Source organism: Helicobacter sp. MIT 00-7814, from assembly GCF_003364115.1.
GTDB lineage: Bacteria > Campylobacterota > Campylobacteria > Campylobacterales > Helicobacteraceae > Helicobacter_F.
Genome location: NZ_NXLL01000033.1, coordinates 1 through 16,110 on the forward strand (window position 1 = coordinate 1; position 16,110 = coordinate 16,110).

The following is a 16,110-nucleotide window of genomic DNA, read 5'->3' on the forward strand; positions in this document are numbered from 1 at the left end:
CACTCTAACACTGCGCAGAATGTCAAAGATTTGCTCATTTACACACAAGAGCTAGAGAATGACTTGAGATTTTGTATAAATGGTGAAGTGTTTTGAAAAATTCGGCTTTTTGGCTCTTTTTGCGGATTCTTTACAAAATTTTCGCTCACGCACCTCAAGTGCGCTCCGCTCAAATTTTGCTCGAAAACCACAAAAATAGCTCAAAAATCCTAGAATTTTTGAAAAGTGGCGCGCGCAAAATCGCGCAATTTAGGCAAACAGGAAGCACACGAAATTCTAGCATTGTGCGCAAGATTTTTGCAAAGGTGAGAAAAATGCGCAAGGAGCTACCTTTAGCGGTAGTGACTAAGCATTTTTTGAGGCTTTTGACGAAAAGATTGCGTGCAAGGCGAATTTACCTTAACTTGAAAGGAGAATTATGAATACACAATTTGTGCTAAAAAGCCTAGAGCAGTTTGCCAATGTCAAAGAGAGTGAAACACCAATGCTAAAGCTTTGCGTTAAAAAGGTTACAAATGAGCTTATTTCAGAGTTTAGGCAAAATATTGTAATGTATGAAAGCGAGTTTAAAGAGCAGATTTTACATTTGCCCTTTAGCGTGGCGCATATTTACAGCGTAGAGATTGATAATAAACGCGTAAGGTTGCTAAAGTTTGAAAACATAGAGCCAAAGACTTTGGGCGTGGTATTGCTTGATTTTGAAAGGTTGGGGATATTTGGGATTGAAAGAGGGACTTTAAAGCTCAATGCTTGCGCGTTTTGGAATGGTGAAGGTGAAGTGCCATTAAGCGAGCCATTTTTAAATGCTATTCTTAGCGGAAGTGAGATACTTTTGCGCCACAATCACTTTGACTATCAAAAAATGCAATTTCTCTACCAACTACATAAGCAAAATAAAGACGAACTACGCGCATTTTTCAATCGTGCTACTTCAAGCGCAATAAGCATAAGCCAAAATGTAAGAATCTAAAGGAGTAATCTATGCCACAATTTAACCAACAAAAAAACCAAAAAAGCACACAGGCTAAAGCCTCTCAAAATAGCAAAGCAAAGGCATTCTCACAAGGTATGAAAGAAAAGGGCGAAAATAATTTAATTGCGCAGGTTGGGAATCTCTTTGCAACAAATACAAAGAAACAGGAATTGCCAACGCAAAGATATTAAAAGATTTAGAAAAAAGCACAAAAAAAGTGTAAAATTACTTGATTTTTTCAGGTAGTTTTTGTAGAACTATGTTTGAGGTTGCTTAAGAGGCGGCAACCTCTTAAGCTCCTCCAGTCTTAAGAAAGGAGGAATGAAAAATGAAGATTAAGTGCTTAATCTTGGTGGCGATAATACTATATTTTATAGTGTTTGTCAAGCCACTTTATTAAAATCCTAGCCCTCGCCAAGCGGGGCTAGGGCGCACTTAATTTAACCTCTTAGCTTGGTATCTTTTTACAAGGCTTTGATATGCAAGAAAAAAACGATGAAAGCAAATGCGTATTCCATTGTAAGCCTTTTTGGTGTGTTTTGTTTGAAGTTTAGGATCTAAGATACCCTCTTGCCTTTTAAAGCAAGCAAGCCTCGCACAAGAGGCAAAGTTCTTAGATAGGCGCAGTATAGAATCTAGTGCGGGATAAAAAAAGGGTTAAAAGGTGCAATATTGTGCTACAATGTCAGCTGTGAACAAAAATGCCTTTTTGGCATTTAGCGGGGATTTTGGCGTGCTAAAATCCCTTTAATATTTCTTTCTTTGGCTTTGTTATGATATAAGCTAGCCTCATTTTCATTTAAAAGGGATTTTTATGAGTGGCAAGCATAACAAACAAGAAAGACATTCTTACCCATTAGAGAGGGCAAATATAGAATCAAAACGATTTAGCCTTTTTGAAATTAAGAGATGGGTTGAAAATGGAAGTATTCAAGCCTCTAATTTTCAACGAGAATCGGGAGTTTGGAATTTAAAGCAAAAATCAGAGCTTATAGAATCAATTCTTTGCGGTATTCCGCTTCCTGCTGTATATCTTTCTGAAACAAAAGAACACGAAACCCAAATAATAGATGGCAAGCAAAGGATTGAAACTTTTGTTGATTTTATGAACGATGGCTTTTCTTTATCATCTTGTTTGTCTATCGTTGCAGAAATTGCTGGGAAAAAATTCTCTGAGTTAAACAACGCGCAGAAAAGAAAAATCCAAGACTACCAAATTGCAGTATATGAAATTCCCCATCATATCCCAGAATATATAAAGTCACTTATTTTTGCTAGAGTTAATTTGTAGCAAAAAGCCTTGTGACTTATATTAGATGACTTAGAATCCCCGCCACATTCTGCGATTTTTGCGCACGCCTCATTTTCCCCACACGCTTTGACTTTTCTAGCTTGTTTTTCACGCGCGCCACATTCTAGCTATATTTTCTACCCCCCCCCTCATTCTTGCGCTCATTCTTGCGCTCATTCCTTGCACGCGCCACATTTTCCCCGCCACATTTTGGGCGCGCGGTTGGGAGTTTTTGGATTTGGGCTTTTAATTGTATTTATTTTGGGATTTTCGAGGCTGGTTTGCAGTTTGGGAGAGATTTTTTGAGAAAAGGTTTTGCAGTGCAAAAATGCAAAACACAAAAGGCGCAGATTTATTGATGATTTAAAAAATGCGTGAGCGTGGGGATTTTGTAGGATTTTTGAAAGTTTTTTACTTAAAAGACACAGCGCGTAAAATAGGCGTTTTGAGTGCTTGTTAAACAGCGTCAAAAGGCTATATTTGGGATTTTTAAGCGTTTTTGCAAAAAGTTTGCCAAAATTGCAAAAAATGTGTATAATCCTGCTACTTCGATACAAAAAAGCTTGTATCGCGTTCTTTTTACCTGTGTCTAATTTTGTGTCTAAAGTGTTGAGAATCGGCTTTTGAAACACTTTGTGTGTCTTTTGCCAAAAATCGGTAAAATCTCGCATACATCGGACTTCGGTAAAAAAATTACTTCATTAAAAAATCCCCTAAATAGATTCTTAAAATTTTTTAAATTCCTTCAATCGCAAGTTTTCTTAATCTTAAAATTTTTGCCCCAAAATCACTATATAGCAAAAAATATAGTATAATCTCCGCTTCAAGTTTCACCTTGTAAATTTCTCACTTTGAAAGGATAATGTATGTTACGCATAGTATTGATTTGTGCGCTGTTTATCTCTGGCGCGTTCGCGGAGAAAATCAGCGTTTTGGCAGCAGCAAGCTTAAAGTTCGTTTTAGAAGACATTAAGGCAGAGTTTCTTAAAAGCCACAAAAATGATGAAATAGAAATTAGCTATCTTTCATCAGGCAAGGCGTATGCGCAGATTCAAAACGGCTCGCCAGCAGAGCTTTTTGTCGCAGCAGATTCTGGCTATCCACAGAAGGTTTTTGAAGATGGGCTTGGCGCGGATAAGCCACAAAATTATGTGCGCGGGAAGCTTGTGGTTTTTAGCGCAAACAAAAATTTCAACGCAAGCAATGCGAAAATTTTACAAGATTCTAAAATCAAGCATATCTCTATCCCTAATCCAAAGCTCGCACCTTATGGCGTTGCAGCGGAAAGCTACATTAAAAGTATGAAGCTAGAAAAAGCGCTAGAGAAAAAGCTTGTGCTTGGGGAATCTATCGGGCAAGCAACGACTTATGTCAAAGAGGGTGCGGCGGAAGTTGGCTTTAGCGCGCTTTCAATGGTGATAAAAGACGAGGATAAAAACATCACTTACACCATCATCGATCAAAAATATTACGATCCTATCGTACAGTCTTTGATCGTTACAAAAAGCGGGAAAGATTCTAAGTTAGCAAAGGATTTCGCGCAATATATTTTGGATAAAAAAGCGCAGGAGATTTTCAAAGAATACGGCTATGACGCGCCTTAAAGCTTGTAAATTTGGGGCAAAATGAATACGCTTTTAGCTTGTATTAAAGAGATTATTTTTGAGGGGAATCTAGCGCTTGTGGTGCTAGATTCCCCCATTGGCGAGCTTAGCGCGCTTATTATTTATACGCAAGAGCGCTGGAAAAAGGGGCAAAAAGTGAAAGTGCTTTTCAAACAAACTGAACTTTTAGTTTTTGCACCTTTTGAGTTTGGGGATTGTGAATCTGGGGACTTTAAATCTAAGGATTCTAGGTTTTTAAGTGAAGACAAAAATCCCAAAACACTAGAATCTACGACTCTAGCGCGCGTATGTAGCACGCAAAACTGCTTTTTGCAAAAAATAGAGTCGATACAAAAAGATTCTATTCTTTCTCTTGTGCGCTTTGCTAGTCAAGATTCTAGCGCGAGTTTAGATTCTAGTGCAAATTCTCACATTAGCGCGCTTATTGCGACAAAGGATTTGGAACGTTTAGAATCTCTTGGGTTGAAAGAAGGTGAAAAATGCGTTTGGTGCGTGAATCCTACGCATATTTTGCTTGAGCGCCTTTAAAGCTAGCGATAAATCCGCCAAAACAAACGCAAACCATAAAAAAGGAAAAAAGTGTTCGAGCAAGAATTTTTACAAACAATGCTGCTAACCTTTAAGCTCTCATTCCTCACCACACTTATTTTGCTACCGCTTGGCATTGCGCTTGCCACGCTTTTAGATTCTACGCGCTCAAAGTTTGGGATTTTGCTTGAGGCGCTTATTTGGATGCCACTTATTTTACCCCCTTCAGTGCTTGGATTCTATCTTTTGGTGGCGTTTAATAAACAAAATTTTTTAGGCAAATTTTTGCTCGAGCATTTTTCTTTTCAACTCACCTTTAGCTTTGAAGGGCTTGTGCTTGCGAGCGTGATTTTCTCGCTTCCTTTTATGGTAAATCCTATCAAAAACGCCCTAAGCGCGCTTCCTAGCTCGATCAAAGAAGCCAGCTACACACTTGGCAAAAGCAAAACCTACACGCTTTTTTTCGTGCTTTTACCAAATATCAAAAGTGCGCTGTTGCTTGGCTGTGTGACGAGCTTTGCGCATACGATTGGGGAATTTGGCGTGGTAATGATGATAGGTGGTTCGCGCGCAGGTGAGACAAAGGTCGCAAGCATCGCAATTTATGAGCAAGTGGAGACGCTAAACTACAGCCTAGCACATCAATACGCGCTCACGCTTTTTGTCATTAGTTTTTTGAGTTTATGCGTAATTTTTTACATTACGCGCAAATATTTTGATAACTCGCTAAAAATCATCTAAAGGCGCACGCATGGATATTAGCCTAGATTTTAGTAAAAAATTAATCGGTGTAGGAGCGCAAAATACGCTTACTTTGCGCGTGCAAGAGCATTTAGAATTTGGGAGCTTTTTAGCCCTTTTTGGCAAATCAGGCGCGGGAAAAACGACAATTTTAAGAATCCTAGCAGGATTGACAGCGCCAAGTGAGGGCGTTATCAAAGTCGGGGGCGAAGTGTGGTTTGATAAAAAAACAAATCTTGCGCCACAAAAGCGCAGTATAGGCTTTATGTTTCAAGACTACGCGCTTTTTCCGCATTTGAATGTGTATGAAAATATCATCTTTAGCCTTTCAAATAAAAAGGAGCGCGACTTTGCGGATTGGCTTATCACGCTTATGGAATTGCGCCCGATTCTCAAAAATCCCGTGCATCAAATCTCTGGCGGACAAGCCCAACGCGTGGCTTTAGCGCGAGCGCTTGTGCGTAAGCCAAAGATTTTGTTGCTTGATGAGCCTTTGAGCGCGTTAGATTCTGCTATGCGCGCGAGTTTGCAAGATGAAATCGCAAGATTGCACCATCATTTGGGCTTAAGCACGCTACTTATTAGCCATGATATTGTGGAGATTTTTAAGCTCGCTTCAAAAGTGTGGGTGATAAAAAATGGCGCAATTACGCAAAGTGCAAGCCCGCAAGAAATTTTCACCTCGCGCAATTTAAGCGCGCAAGTCCAGCTAAGCGGGGAAATTCTTTCTAAGAAAAATCAAGGTTTGGTGGATATATTTGAGATTCTTTGCGGGAGTGAAATTGTAAAAACCCTTTATGAAAGAAGCGAGGCGGAGGCTTTTAGCGTGGGCGATAGAGTGCTTTTGGTGCAGAAAGCCTTTAATCCGATGCTTTTTAAAATAAACAATCCGCTTTAAAATTTTTCTTTTTACCCGCGCAATTAAGGCATAAGCAAACTAAAAGTCGCTAGAATGCGCGCTTAAAAACGGAGTGCCTTTGAGATTTGTAGTTCTTTTTTGTGCTTTTTTGTGCTTTTTGCAAGCTGATACGCTTTTTGAAAATCTAAAAAACCAAATTGATTTTGCTAAAAAGCAGTATTTGCTTTACCAAAATGACTTAGATTTTAAGAATCTAGATCCAAAGGACATTATCCCAAAGCCAACTAAGCCCAAATCTCCGAAGGCGCAAAAGCCCTCAAATGCCCAGAATCTCCCAAAACTTCTCATTATTATGGACGATATCAAATCGCTTGAGCAGTTTAACTCCTTACGCAAAATCGGGCTTAACATCACGCCTTCAATTTTCCCCAAAACGCCCGCCAGCCCAAAAACCCCAGAGATCACAAAACATACTAAAGAATATATGATTCACCTGCCATTAGAAGCGTTGAAATTTCCTCAAAAAGAGCTTGAGCCTCTCCCCACAGGTGCGAGCCGCGAAGAGATATTAGCGCGCCTAAAGACAATCAAGGCGCAGTTCCCAAACCTTAAATACCTCAATAACCACACAGGCAGCAAATTCACAAGTAGCTATGAGGATATGAAAGTTCTTTTAAGCGTGCTTGATGAGCTAAATTTGCGCTTTATTGATAGCGTCACCACGCCTGATACCACACTTACAAGGATTTCAAAAGAGCAAAAGCGCCTTATTATGCAGCGCGATATTTTCCTTGATAATCGCGTGAGTGAGGAAAGCATTATTTTACAAATCGAGCTCGCCATCACAAAGGCTAAGCAAAAAGGCTATGCGATTGCCATCTGCCACCCGCGCCCAAGCACTTACAAAGCCCTAAGCAAGATGAAAAATAAGCTTAGCAAAGAAGTTGAGCTTGTAAGTCCCCAAGAGCTAGAATCCTATCTTATCAAGCGCAAAATCAACCTCTATGCGCGCTCAAAGTTTCATCATGCCCAAGAAAACTAATCCCACGCAAAATACGCAAGATTCTAAGAATCTGCAAGATTTTCAGAATCAGGCTTTTTCAAATAATGACGCGCAGACAAATCCTCACTTAAATCCCCCCTCAAACCCTCCTTTTGCGCGCCTAGATTCTATCCCGCAACCATTACAAGCCTTGCCAAAACCACCAAAAGAGCTTTTTTACAGCGGGAATCTCAAGCTTTTAGAATCCAAAGTAAAAATTGCCATCGTAGGCACGCGTGCGCCAAATCCCTACACAAAGCAATTTTGCGCAATGCTTGCTTCAGAAATCGCCAAAGCTGGTGGCGTGGTGGTGAGCGGTGGCGCGCTAGGCGTGGATATCATCGCGCACAGGGCGAGTTTGCCAAATACGATTATGTTTTCCCCCTCAAGCCTTGATATCATCTATCCAAAGTCAAACGCGCAGACAATCAAGCAAATCATGCAACAAGGGCTAATTTTAAGCGAATATGCACAAAATTACCAACCGCATAAATTTAGCTTTTTAGAGCGAAATCGCCTTGTGGTGGGCTTGAGCGATATTGTCATTATCCCGCAGGCAGATTTGCAAAGTGGCTCGATGCAGAGTGCGAGGCTTTGTGTTGAATCTAAAAAGAGGCTTTTTGTCCTCCCGCACCGTATGAATGAAAGCCTTGGCACGCAAAGCCTTTTAGCGCGCAATCTTGCAAGCGCGATTTATGAGATTAAAGACTTCATCGCTGAAATTTTTGGCGTGCAAGATGAAAAGGTGCAAGATCCGATTTTAGAATTTTGCAAAAATGCGCCAAGCTATGAAGAAGCACTTGCACGCTTTGGGCTAGAGATTTTAGAATACGAAATGCAGGGCAAAATTTTGCGTGAAAATGGGATCGTGCGTTTATGCTAGATTCTATCAATTGCGCGCCTGCCGCTAGCGTAGATTCTGTAGATTCTAAAGCGCAAGAGAAAGCTCCTTGTTTTGTAGCGTGTGATGTGGGATTAAAGCGCATAGGTTTAGCCACATACCAGCAGGGCGTGGTTTTGCCACTTGAGCCAATCTTGCGTATTAATCGCAATCAAGCCGCGCTCGCGCTAGATTCTCTCTTGCAAGAAAGAGGCGCTACGCATTTAATCATCGGCTTGCCAAGTGGCGGAATTGCAGGACATGAAGAAATGCAAAGGCGCATTAAACACTTCGCCTCGCTCCTTAGCTTTAGCGGGGAAATTGTGTATGTAGATGAGGATTATAGCTCTAAAGAAGCAGCAGATTTTCTTTCGCACTCACGCGCAAGGAAGGACAAAAGCGGTCATCTTGATAGTATTAGCGCGTGCATTATTTTGGAGAGATTTTTGAGAGCTACTTTGCGTGGGTAATTTGTAGATTCTAGCAGGATAGAATCCGCTAAAGAATATAATCTTCTCGGCTCACCTCTACGCCGTCTTTGTAAATGATGACAGCTTGCAGTGCGCCACTTGGTGTGTAGAGCTTAGATTCTCCATTAGCAAGGTCGTTGCTATAGTTCCCCTCCTCGCGCATTACGCCATGTCGATAGTAAGATAGCAGCGCGCCATTGGCATCACCATTGGTAAAAAACATCTGCGCGCGGACTTGGTTATTATCATAATACCACTTCGTCCAGCCATCTTGCTTGCCTTCTTTGAATGAGATTTCCCACGCAAGCGCGCCGTTATTGTGATAAAGTCTAATAGTGCCTGTGTAGTTGTAGTCTTGCACTTCCTCAGGATTTGCAATATCTTTTAGGGAAAATTTCAACCCACTTGCGCTTTTTGTCGGTGTTTGGCTGCTTTGCGCGCTTTTTTGAGATTCTTTTTTTTGAGTCTCATTTTTTTGGGGATTTTGCGTGTTTTTTGGCTTTTTAGTTGCTGTTAGTTTTTTGGGTGTTGAAAAATCTTGTGGCGTAGTTTGACTTTGTGCTTGAGGGGTGTTTTTTGTATCATTACTTCCTGAAACCTGCACCTGCTCTTGCATACAGCCTACAATCACAAAAAGCGAAAGCAACAAAAAAACACCAAAAGTCAAAAGAAAATCTTTTTTCATTATTTGCACCTTAATTTAAGAGAAAAATTTTAAGAAGTTTTGCTAGGAACTTATCGTAAATTTCTTTTAAATTTGTAGTGTGAAATTATAAGATTTAAAGAGTTTTATAATAAGTTTCTCTTACAATTACACAACAAATTTTATAGCTTTTTATTTAGACTTTTTAGCTTGCAAAGGAGCCTGCAATGAGCTTTACACATTTACATTTACACACAGAGTATTCCCTACTTGATGGGTTAAATAAAATTAAAAATCTTGCCAAACGCGTTAAAGAGCTAGGAATGGATTCTGTAGCAATGACAGATCATGGCAATATGTTTGGTGCGCTAGATTTTTATATCGCTATGAAAGAAGAAGGCATAAAGCCAATCATCGGTATGGAGGCGTATTTGCACAATGCAGATTCTCTAAATGATAAGAATCCGCGTCGCTTTCACCTTTGCTTATATGCCAAAAATGAGGTGGGCTACAAAAACCTTATGTATCTTAGCTCGCAAGCCTATATCAATGGCTTTTATTACTATCCACGCATTAATAAGAAGCTTTTGCGCGAGCGCAGTGAAGGGCTTATCTGCTCTTCTGCATGTTTGCAGGGTGAAGTAAATTGGCATCTTAATACCCAAAATGAACGCAATGTCAAAAATGGCGCAAAAGGCTATGAGATAGCTAAAGAAGTCGCGCTTGAGTATAAAGATATTTTTGGCGAGGATTTTTATTTAGAAATTATGCGTCATGGCATACGCGATCAGTATTTTATTGATGAGCAGATTCTGCGTTTGAGCAAAGAGCTTAATATAAAAATTGTCGCCACAAATGACACGCATTACACCTTACAAAAAGACGCAAGCGCGCAAGAAGTCGCCATGTGCGTGGCTATGGGTAAGACTTTGGAGCAAAAAGATAGACTAAAGCATTCTGTTAAAGAATTTTATGTCAAATCGCCACAGGAGATGGAACTACTCTTTTTAGATATCCCGGAAGCCATTGCAAACACGCAAGAAATCGCGGATAAATGCAATTTAGAATTGCACCTTAAAAATAAAGAGATTAAAAACAAGCACACAGGCGAAGTTATCCTAAAAAATTCCCCCGCTACACCGCCAGAGTTTAAAAACACGCGCGCGTATGCGGAAAAAGAGGGCTTAGATTCTGTGCTAAATATGCCTTTGGAATCTATTGATGACGCGGTGTATTTTGCCTACAAATGCAAAGAGGGCTTAAAAGAGCGCCTAAAAAATATCCCGCAAGAAAAGCACGAAGCCTATTTTGCACGCTTGGAGCATGAGATTAAAGTTATTACTGATATGAAATTCCCGGGTTATATGCTCATCGTATGGGATTTTGTGAATTTTGCTAAACAAAATGGAATCCCCGTAGGTCCCGGGCGTGGCTCGGCGGCGGGAAGCCTTGTAGCTTATAGCTTGAAAATCACAAATATCGATCCGATGAAATACGACTTACTTTTTGAGCGCTTTTTGAACCCTGAGCGCGTGAGCATGCCAGATATTGATATGGACTTCTGCCAGCGCAGACGCGGAGAGATGATCGAGTATGTAGCAAATGTGTATGGGAAATACAATGTCGCGCAGGTGATTACCTTTAACAAAATGCTTGCAAAAGGCGCGATACGAGATTCTGCACGCGTGCTTGGTATGCCTATCCCTGAAGCTGATGCCTTTGCAAAGCTAATCCCTGAAGAGCTTAAAATCACGCTTACCAAACAAATAGGCAAAGATGGCGAGGAGAAAAAGGGTGCGTGGGAAAAAGAACCAAAAATCCGCGAGCTAGTCGAAAGCAACGAGCAAGCAAAAAGGGTGTGGGAAGCAGCCTTGCAACTTGAGGGACTTAATAGAAATGCTGGAATCCACGCTGCGGCTATTGTGATAGATTCCAAAGAGGAGCTGTGGAATAAAGTCCCGCTGTATTCAAACGACAAGGTTAAAGGCGTAGTAACGCAGTATCATATGGATTGGCTTGAGCCGGTGGATTTGATAAAGTTTGACTTTTTGGGGCTTAAGACGCTAACGGTGATTGATGACGCGCTAAAGATTATCAAAAAGCGCTATGGCGTGGAGATCGACTTTAGCACGATGCCGATGGAAGATCCAAAGGTATTTGAAACAATCCAAACAGGCAATACACTGGGCTTATTTCAAATAGAATCTGATGGCATGCAAGGCTTAAGCAGGCGCTTAAAACCTAGCACATTTGAAGACATCATCGCGATGCTTGCACTCTATCGCCCCGGACCGATGGAATCTGGCATGTTGGATGACTTCATCAAGCGCAAGCATGGCGAACAAGAAATCATCTATCCATTTGCCTCGCTAGAGCCGATTTTAAAGCCCACTTATGGCGTGATTGTGTATCAAGAGCAAGTTATGCAAATCGTGCAAACAATCGGTGGATTCTCTCTTGGTGGCGCGGATTTGGTGCGTCGCGCAATGGGGAAAAAGAAAATCGATGAAATGTTGCGCTTGAAAAAAGAATTTGCCGATGGCGCGCAAAATCAAGGGCTTGACAGAGCAAAAGCGGAGGATTTGTGGGAACTTATCGTAAAATTTGCAGGCTATGGATTCAATAAATCTCACTCTGCGGCTTATGCGATGATTACCTACCAAACAGCATATCTCAAAACCTACTATCAGCACGAGTTTATGGCGGCAATGCTTACGAGCGAAACTTCAAAAGTAGAATCTGTGGCAAAATATATCGAGGAAGTCAAAGCCATGGGCTTAGAAGTGGTGCCACCGCATGTTAATCACTCGGATAATGACTTCAGCGTGGGTGATTTTGACGGGGTGAAAAAAATCGTCTTTGGCTTAGGCGCGATGAAAGGGCTAGGCGAAGCACCAATTGAAGATATTATCAAACAAAGAGAGGAATTTGGCGCGTATAAGGATTTGAAAGATTTCATAGAAAAAGTGGATTTTTCAAAGCTCACAAAACGCTCAATCGAGCCACTTATCAAAAGCGGAAGCTTGGATAATCTAGGCTATTCGCGCAAAAGTATGCTGGAAAATATCGAGGCGATTTGCGATGCTGGGCGCAATAAGGACAAGGCAAAAGATATGCTCAAAGAATCTCTCTTTGGCGATATCACCGATGAAATCAACACAAACAGCGTGCTTTTGAAGTTTAACGACACAAAAGAATATGATATTAACACACTGCTTGATTATGAGTTTGAATGTATGGGAATCTATGTCAATGGGCATCCGCTCGATCAATTTAAAGAGACAATTAATAAAATCCGTGGCGTGGTAAAATCAAGCGAGATAAAGGATTTGAGCGTGGGAAGCTCGTGTATTTTGGTAGGCAAGGTGCTAGAGATAAAGCGTAAAATTAGCAGAAAAGGCTCGCCTTATGGGAGCATTGACTTTTTGGACTATGGCGGGAAAAAAAGCTTTATGGGGTTTGAATCTCAGCTCAATAAGCTTGAAGAGATGAGCTCTCTTATCGAGCAGGGCTTGCCTATCGCGTTTAAATGCAAGATTGAAGAGCGCGAGGAAAAAAAGGGCGTGCGCGTGCTAGAGGTGCTAAGCCTAGAAGATGCGCTTTCTACAAAAGTAACGCTTAAAAAGGCTAAAAACGAACAAGTGGAGACGCAAACAGAGGAAAAAGACTTTATCCCGCTTGATATGCGCCCGCAGATGGTTGATACCTGCACGCCTTTAACGCTTATCTTAGAGGATAACAATGTCAGCCCGCAACTTTTCAAAGACATCAAAGACGCATCGATAGAATGCACCGGTGAGCGTGAGCTAAGGATTCTCATCAATGACAGCGGAAGCACTTATACCTTTATAAGTCAGCTCAAAGTCGGCTCAAAAATTAAAGAAAGATTTGAGCATTTGCATTGGGTTGGTTAGTGAGGTTTTTAAATCTCACTAAAACCTGCCATTATTTTTTAAAATTCACCCTAAAATTGCTTTGTCAAGTAAGCCCACAAGCTCTAATCTCTTGCTTTAGCTTCTTGCTTTAATCTCCTGCTTTAATTTCTTGCTTTATCCTATTTTCCACCGCTTTAATTTTCTCTATTTATACCTTATTTTTGCGCACCTTGCGCTTTTTGTCTGTCTTAGATTCTGTAAATTTTTACTAGCACCACCAACCCAAAAAAGTGATAAAAATTAAAAACACATATTGTGTTTTGTAAAAAAGTAACATTGCCTAAAAATTTTTAGCTAAATTTTTAAAAACACATATTGTATTTTTGATTTTTTGTATATTATTACTTGTGTTAAACAACTTAACAAAACAAAAAACCAAAAAAGGACAAACAATGGCAAATCTAAGTAGCAACAATTTCACTTCAAACACACTTTCCCTTCACGCGGGGTATGACTATGACGCGCAGCGCACGCTAAGCGTGCCTGTGTATCAAAGCACGGCTTTTAGCTTTGAGAGCTTGGAGCAGGCAGCGGCGCGCTTTGGCTTACAGGAACTTGGGAATATTTATTCTCGTCTCACAAATCCAACCGTTGATACGCTTGCAAGGCGTTTAGCCGCGGTTGAAGGTGGTGCGTTTGGCGTGGCGACAGCAAGCGGAAGTAGCGCGATTTTCTACACAATCGCCAACCTCGCGCAAGCAGGCGATAATATCGTATATGCAAACAAAATCTATGGTGGCACGCAAACGCTTTTCGTGCATACCTTGAAGCGCTTTGGCATCGAAGCACGCGTATTTGATATTGATGATCTTAGCACTTTGGAAAAAGTCATAGATTCCAACACAAAGGCGATTTTCTTTGAATCCCTTTCAAATCCACAAATTTCAATCGCAGATGTGGAGACAATCACAAGCATTGCCAAAAAACATAAAATCGTAAGCGTGTGCGATAACACCGTGGCTACCGCGCTTTTATTCCGCCCATTTGAGTGGGGCGTGGATGTGAGCGTGCATAGCTTGACAAAATATGTCAATGGGCATGGTAGCGGGCTTGGGGGCGTTGTCATCGAGCGCGAGGGCTTAAATGAGCTCATCAAAGACAATCCGCGCTACCCAGCTTTCAACACGCCTGATGAAAGTTATCATGGATTGGTATATGCGAGCCTGCCACTGCCGATTTTCTGTATCCGCCTCATCACAGAGTGGCTACGCAACATTGGCGCGTGTCTAAGCCCGCAAAATGCGTGGATTCACTTGCAAGGCTTGGAAACTTTGGAATTACGCATTAAGCGCCATAGTGATAGCGCCCTTGCAATCGCAGAATTTTTAGAATCCCACCCAAATGTAAGCTCTGTAAGCTATCCGGGGCTAAAAAGCAATCCTTATCATAGCTTGCTAAAAAAATACTTCAAAGATTCTCGCGCAAGCGGGCTTTTGAGCTTTGAGGCAAAAAGCAAAGAGGCTGCGCTTAAAATCTGCAATGGCTTGGAGCTTTTCTCCATCACAGCAAACATTGGAGATTCTAAGTCGCTTATTATCCACCCTTACTCTACCACGCATTCACAGCTTAGCGAGGCGGAATTTAAATCTGCTGGCATCACGCCTTGCACAGTGCGCCTAAGTGTGGGGTTGGAGAGCGTAGAGGATTTATTGGCGGACTTAAAACGGGTGTTGTAGGATTTTAAAAAATCAGAAATTTTGGGGCATGTAGAATCTAAGGGACTTTGGGCTATATAATATTGATTTGTGAAAATTATTTTTTCAGAATCTGCTTGTTTAGCTCAATCCCACTTAGATTCTCAAAGTTTCTTTTTGCAAGGGGGACAAGGGGGCTTGAATTGCGAAGTCACCCCCTTATCCCCCTTGCAACCCCCAAACCCCGACAACGCTTTTTAAGGGTGCGTGCCGCACACTGCATTTATTTTATGGATTGCTTTAGATTCTTTATAGAATCCTCGCAATCCACTTAAAAAATCGCAGTTTGGGGCTTTTTAGAATCTGCTACGGGATTATCGCAAATGCGCGCACTGGGAATCCGGGATAGCCGGCAAATTTTGGCACACCAATAACGATGATCCCGCCCTTTGCTGGCAAGCTTGTGAGATTATTAAGAATCTCAAGCTGGTATTTATCCTGCGCTAGCACAAACTTTTCGCTTTCAAAAAACTTGTTTTTTATCACATCTTTGCTACCATCAGTGTCGAATGTCTCATGCCCGATAGCCACCGCCCCGCGCTCATTTAGCACATAATCAAGCGCTTCAATGCTCCAGCCGGGCGTATGTGCCACGCCTTTAGAATCTTTATTGCTAAAATCCTTTTTACCCCATCTTTTGCTCCAGCCACTTGCAAACGCCACAAAGCTACCCTTTGGGATTTCGCCATTTACGCGCTCCCACTCCAAAACATCTTGCTTGCTAAGGATGAAGTCCGGATTTTTATTTACCTCTTTTTCCTTATTTATCACCACAAGCGGAAGGACAAGCTCTTTTAGCTCGATTTGCTCTAAGCTTCTTTTGCCTTCCACAAAGTGGATTGGTGCATCGATATGCGTGCCATACTGCGTGACAAACGAGCTTTTATACACGAAAAAGCCATCATTTTTCACGCTATAAAGCTTTTCTTTCTCAAGCTTTGGGAATGAGCCAAAGCGTGGGATTTCCTCATTTACTGCGTGGGTCAAATCCACCCATTTGCCTTTTTGCAAGACTTCTAGGGCTTGCACGATTTGGCTCGTCTCGTTTTTGTCCTCTTTTGCCTGTGTCAAAGTTAAACTAAGCGCCAAAAATAGCGCAGTAAGTAGTAGTTTTTTCATTGTTTGCTCCTATTATTCCTTTAAATTGTATCGTCTCGCGGGAATAAATCCCGCTTCGCCTCCGCTACGCTTCCAACTTCGCGGAAGTAAATTCCGCTTTGTTTCCAGCTTCGCGTTCATATTCTGCCTTTTCTAATTGCTTAGATTCTATGAATTCTCTAATGCGTTTTGGTTGTTTAGAGAATCTTTGGTGGATTGCTTCGGATTCTAAAGAATCCTCGCAATGACGCGCGTGAGGTTTTGTCATTGCGAGCGTAAGCGAAGCAATCCATAAAATAAATGCAGTGTGCGGCACGCACCCTTAAAAAGC

General features: G+C 41.3%; 16 protein-coding genes. 12 read left to right on the forward strand and 4 right to left on the reverse strand.

Translation table 11 applies throughout. From position 1 onward, the window contains the following. Window positions 1-418 precede the first annotated feature (418 nt). The 3 genes from CQA49_RS08700 to CQA49_RS08710 all read left to right on the forward strand — a co-directional run bounded on the left by CQA49_RS08700 (window position 419) and on the right by CQA49_RS08710 (window position 2,264). Window positions 419-970 carry a hypothetical protein gene (locus CQA49_RS08700; RefSeq protein ID WP_115575568.1) on the forward strand — a complete coding sequence of 184 codons (552 nt, stop codon included), beginning with the start codon at window positions 419-421 and terminating at the stop codon, window positions 968-970. An 11-nt stretch (window positions 971-981) separates the two neighbouring features. Beyond that, window positions 982-1,164, forward strand: a complete 183-nt coding sequence (locus tag CQA49_RS08705) for a hypothetical protein (RefSeq protein ID WP_115575569.1) — start codon at window positions 982-984, stop codon at window positions 1,162-1,164. A 623-nt stretch (window positions 1,165-1,787) separates the two neighbouring features. Continuing rightward, window positions 1,788-2,264: a DUF262 domain-containing protein gene (locus CQA49_RS08710; protein ID WP_115575570.1), complete on the forward strand. Its 477-nt coding sequence runs from the start codon at window positions 1,788-1,790 to the stop codon at window positions 2,262-2,264. Window positions 2,265-2,437: 173 nt separating this feature from the next. On the opposite strand, the gene CQA49_RS08715 is transcribed toward CQA49_RS08710, so the two are convergent. Continuing rightward, a complete protein-coding gene (locus tag CQA49_RS08715) occupies window positions 2,438-2,935 on the reverse strand; it encodes a hypothetical protein (protein ID WP_115575571.1) in 498 nt (165 codons plus the stop codon). 195 nt (window positions 2,936-3,130) lie between these two features. Between CQA49_RS08715 and modA the strand changes: the two genes are divergently transcribed. From modA to ruvX, 7 genes are all read left to right on the forward strand, one after another. Beyond that, on the forward strand, window positions 3,131-3,868 hold the full coding sequence (gene modA, locus CQA49_RS08720; RefSeq protein WP_115575572.1) for a molybdate ABC transporter substrate-binding protein: 738 nt from the start codon (window positions 3,131-3,133) through the stop codon (window positions 3,866-3,868). 21 nt (window positions 3,869-3,889) lie between these two features. Next, window positions 3,890-4,417 (forward strand): hypothetical protein, encoded by a 528-nt coding sequence (locus CQA49_RS08725; protein ID WP_115575573.1) that lies wholly within the window; start codon window positions 3,890-3,892, stop codon window positions 4,415-4,417. A 78-nt stretch (window positions 4,418-4,495) separates the two neighbouring features. After that, window positions 4,496-5,158, forward strand: a complete 663-nt coding sequence (gene modB, locus CQA49_RS08730; protein ID WP_115575582.1) for a molybdate ABC transporter permease subunit — start codon at window positions 4,496-4,498, stop codon at window positions 5,156-5,158. Window positions 5,159-5,168: 10 nt separating this feature from the next. Further along, window positions 5,169-6,056, forward strand: a complete 888-nt coding sequence (locus CQA49_RS08735) for an ABC transporter ATP-binding protein (RefSeq protein WP_115575574.1) — start codon at window positions 5,169-5,171, stop codon at window positions 6,054-6,056. A gap of 79 nt (window positions 6,057-6,135) precedes the next feature. After that, the gene (locus CQA49_RS08740; protein WP_258864287.1) at window positions 6,136-7,059 is read left to right on the forward strand and encodes a divergent polysaccharide deacetylase family protein; all 924 of its coding nucleotides are present in this window, start codon (window positions 6,136-6,138) and stop codon (window positions 7,057-7,059) included. Continuing rightward, window positions 7,043-7,942, forward strand: a complete 900-nt coding sequence (dprA, locus tag CQA49_RS08745) for a DNA-processing protein DprA (RefSeq protein ID WP_115575575.1) — start codon at window positions 7,043-7,045, stop codon at window positions 7,940-7,942. The genes CQA49_RS08740 and dprA overlap by 17 nt, the downstream gene beginning before the upstream one ends. Beyond that, entirely contained in the window at window positions 7,936-8,409 is a 474-nt protein-coding gene (gene ruvX, locus CQA49_RS08750) for a Holliday junction resolvase RuvX (RefSeq protein WP_115575576.1), read from the forward strand. The genes dprA and ruvX overlap by 7 nt, the downstream gene beginning before the upstream one ends. 28 nt (window positions 8,410-8,437) lie before the next feature. Here ruvX and CQA49_RS08755 read toward each other — a convergent pair whose 3' ends face one another. Further along, on the reverse strand, window positions 8,438-9,094 hold the full coding sequence (locus tag CQA49_RS08755) for a toxin-antitoxin system YwqK family antitoxin (RefSeq protein ID WP_115575577.1): 657 nt from the start codon (window positions 9,092-9,094) through the stop codon (window positions 8,438-8,440). Between the two features lie 185 nt (window positions 9,095-9,279). Between CQA49_RS08755 and dnaE the strand changes: the two genes are divergently transcribed. Together dnaE and CQA49_RS08765 are read left to right on the forward strand one after the other, a co-directional pair. Continuing rightward, window positions 9,280-12,966 carry a DNA polymerase III subunit alpha gene (gene dnaE, locus CQA49_RS08760; protein WP_115575578.1) on the forward strand — a complete coding sequence of 1,229 codons (3,687 nt, stop codon included), beginning with the start codon at window positions 9,280-9,282 and terminating at the stop codon, window positions 12,964-12,966. Between the two features lie 413 nt (window positions 12,967-13,379). Continuing rightward, on the forward strand, window positions 13,380-14,663 hold the full coding sequence (locus CQA49_RS08765; RefSeq protein ID WP_115575579.1) for an O-acetylhomoserine aminocarboxypropyltransferase/cysteine synthase family protein: 1,284 nt from the start codon (window positions 13,380-13,382) through the stop codon (window positions 14,661-14,663). 324 nt (window positions 14,664-14,987) lie between these two features. Here the strand turns inward: CQA49_RS08765 and CQA49_RS08770 are convergent, their stop codons facing one another. Then, complete coding sequence (locus tag CQA49_RS08770; RefSeq protein WP_115575580.1) at window positions 14,988-15,800, reverse strand: cyclase family protein; 813 nt, start codon at window positions 15,798-15,800, stop codon at window positions 14,988-14,990. 64 nt (window positions 15,801-15,864) lie between these two features. Continuing rightward, window positions 15,865-16,095 (reverse strand): hypothetical protein, encoded by a 231-nt coding sequence (locus CQA49_RS08775; protein WP_115575581.1) that lies wholly within the window; start codon window positions 16,093-16,095, stop codon window positions 15,865-15,867. Window positions 16,096-16,110: the final 15 nt, after the last annotated feature.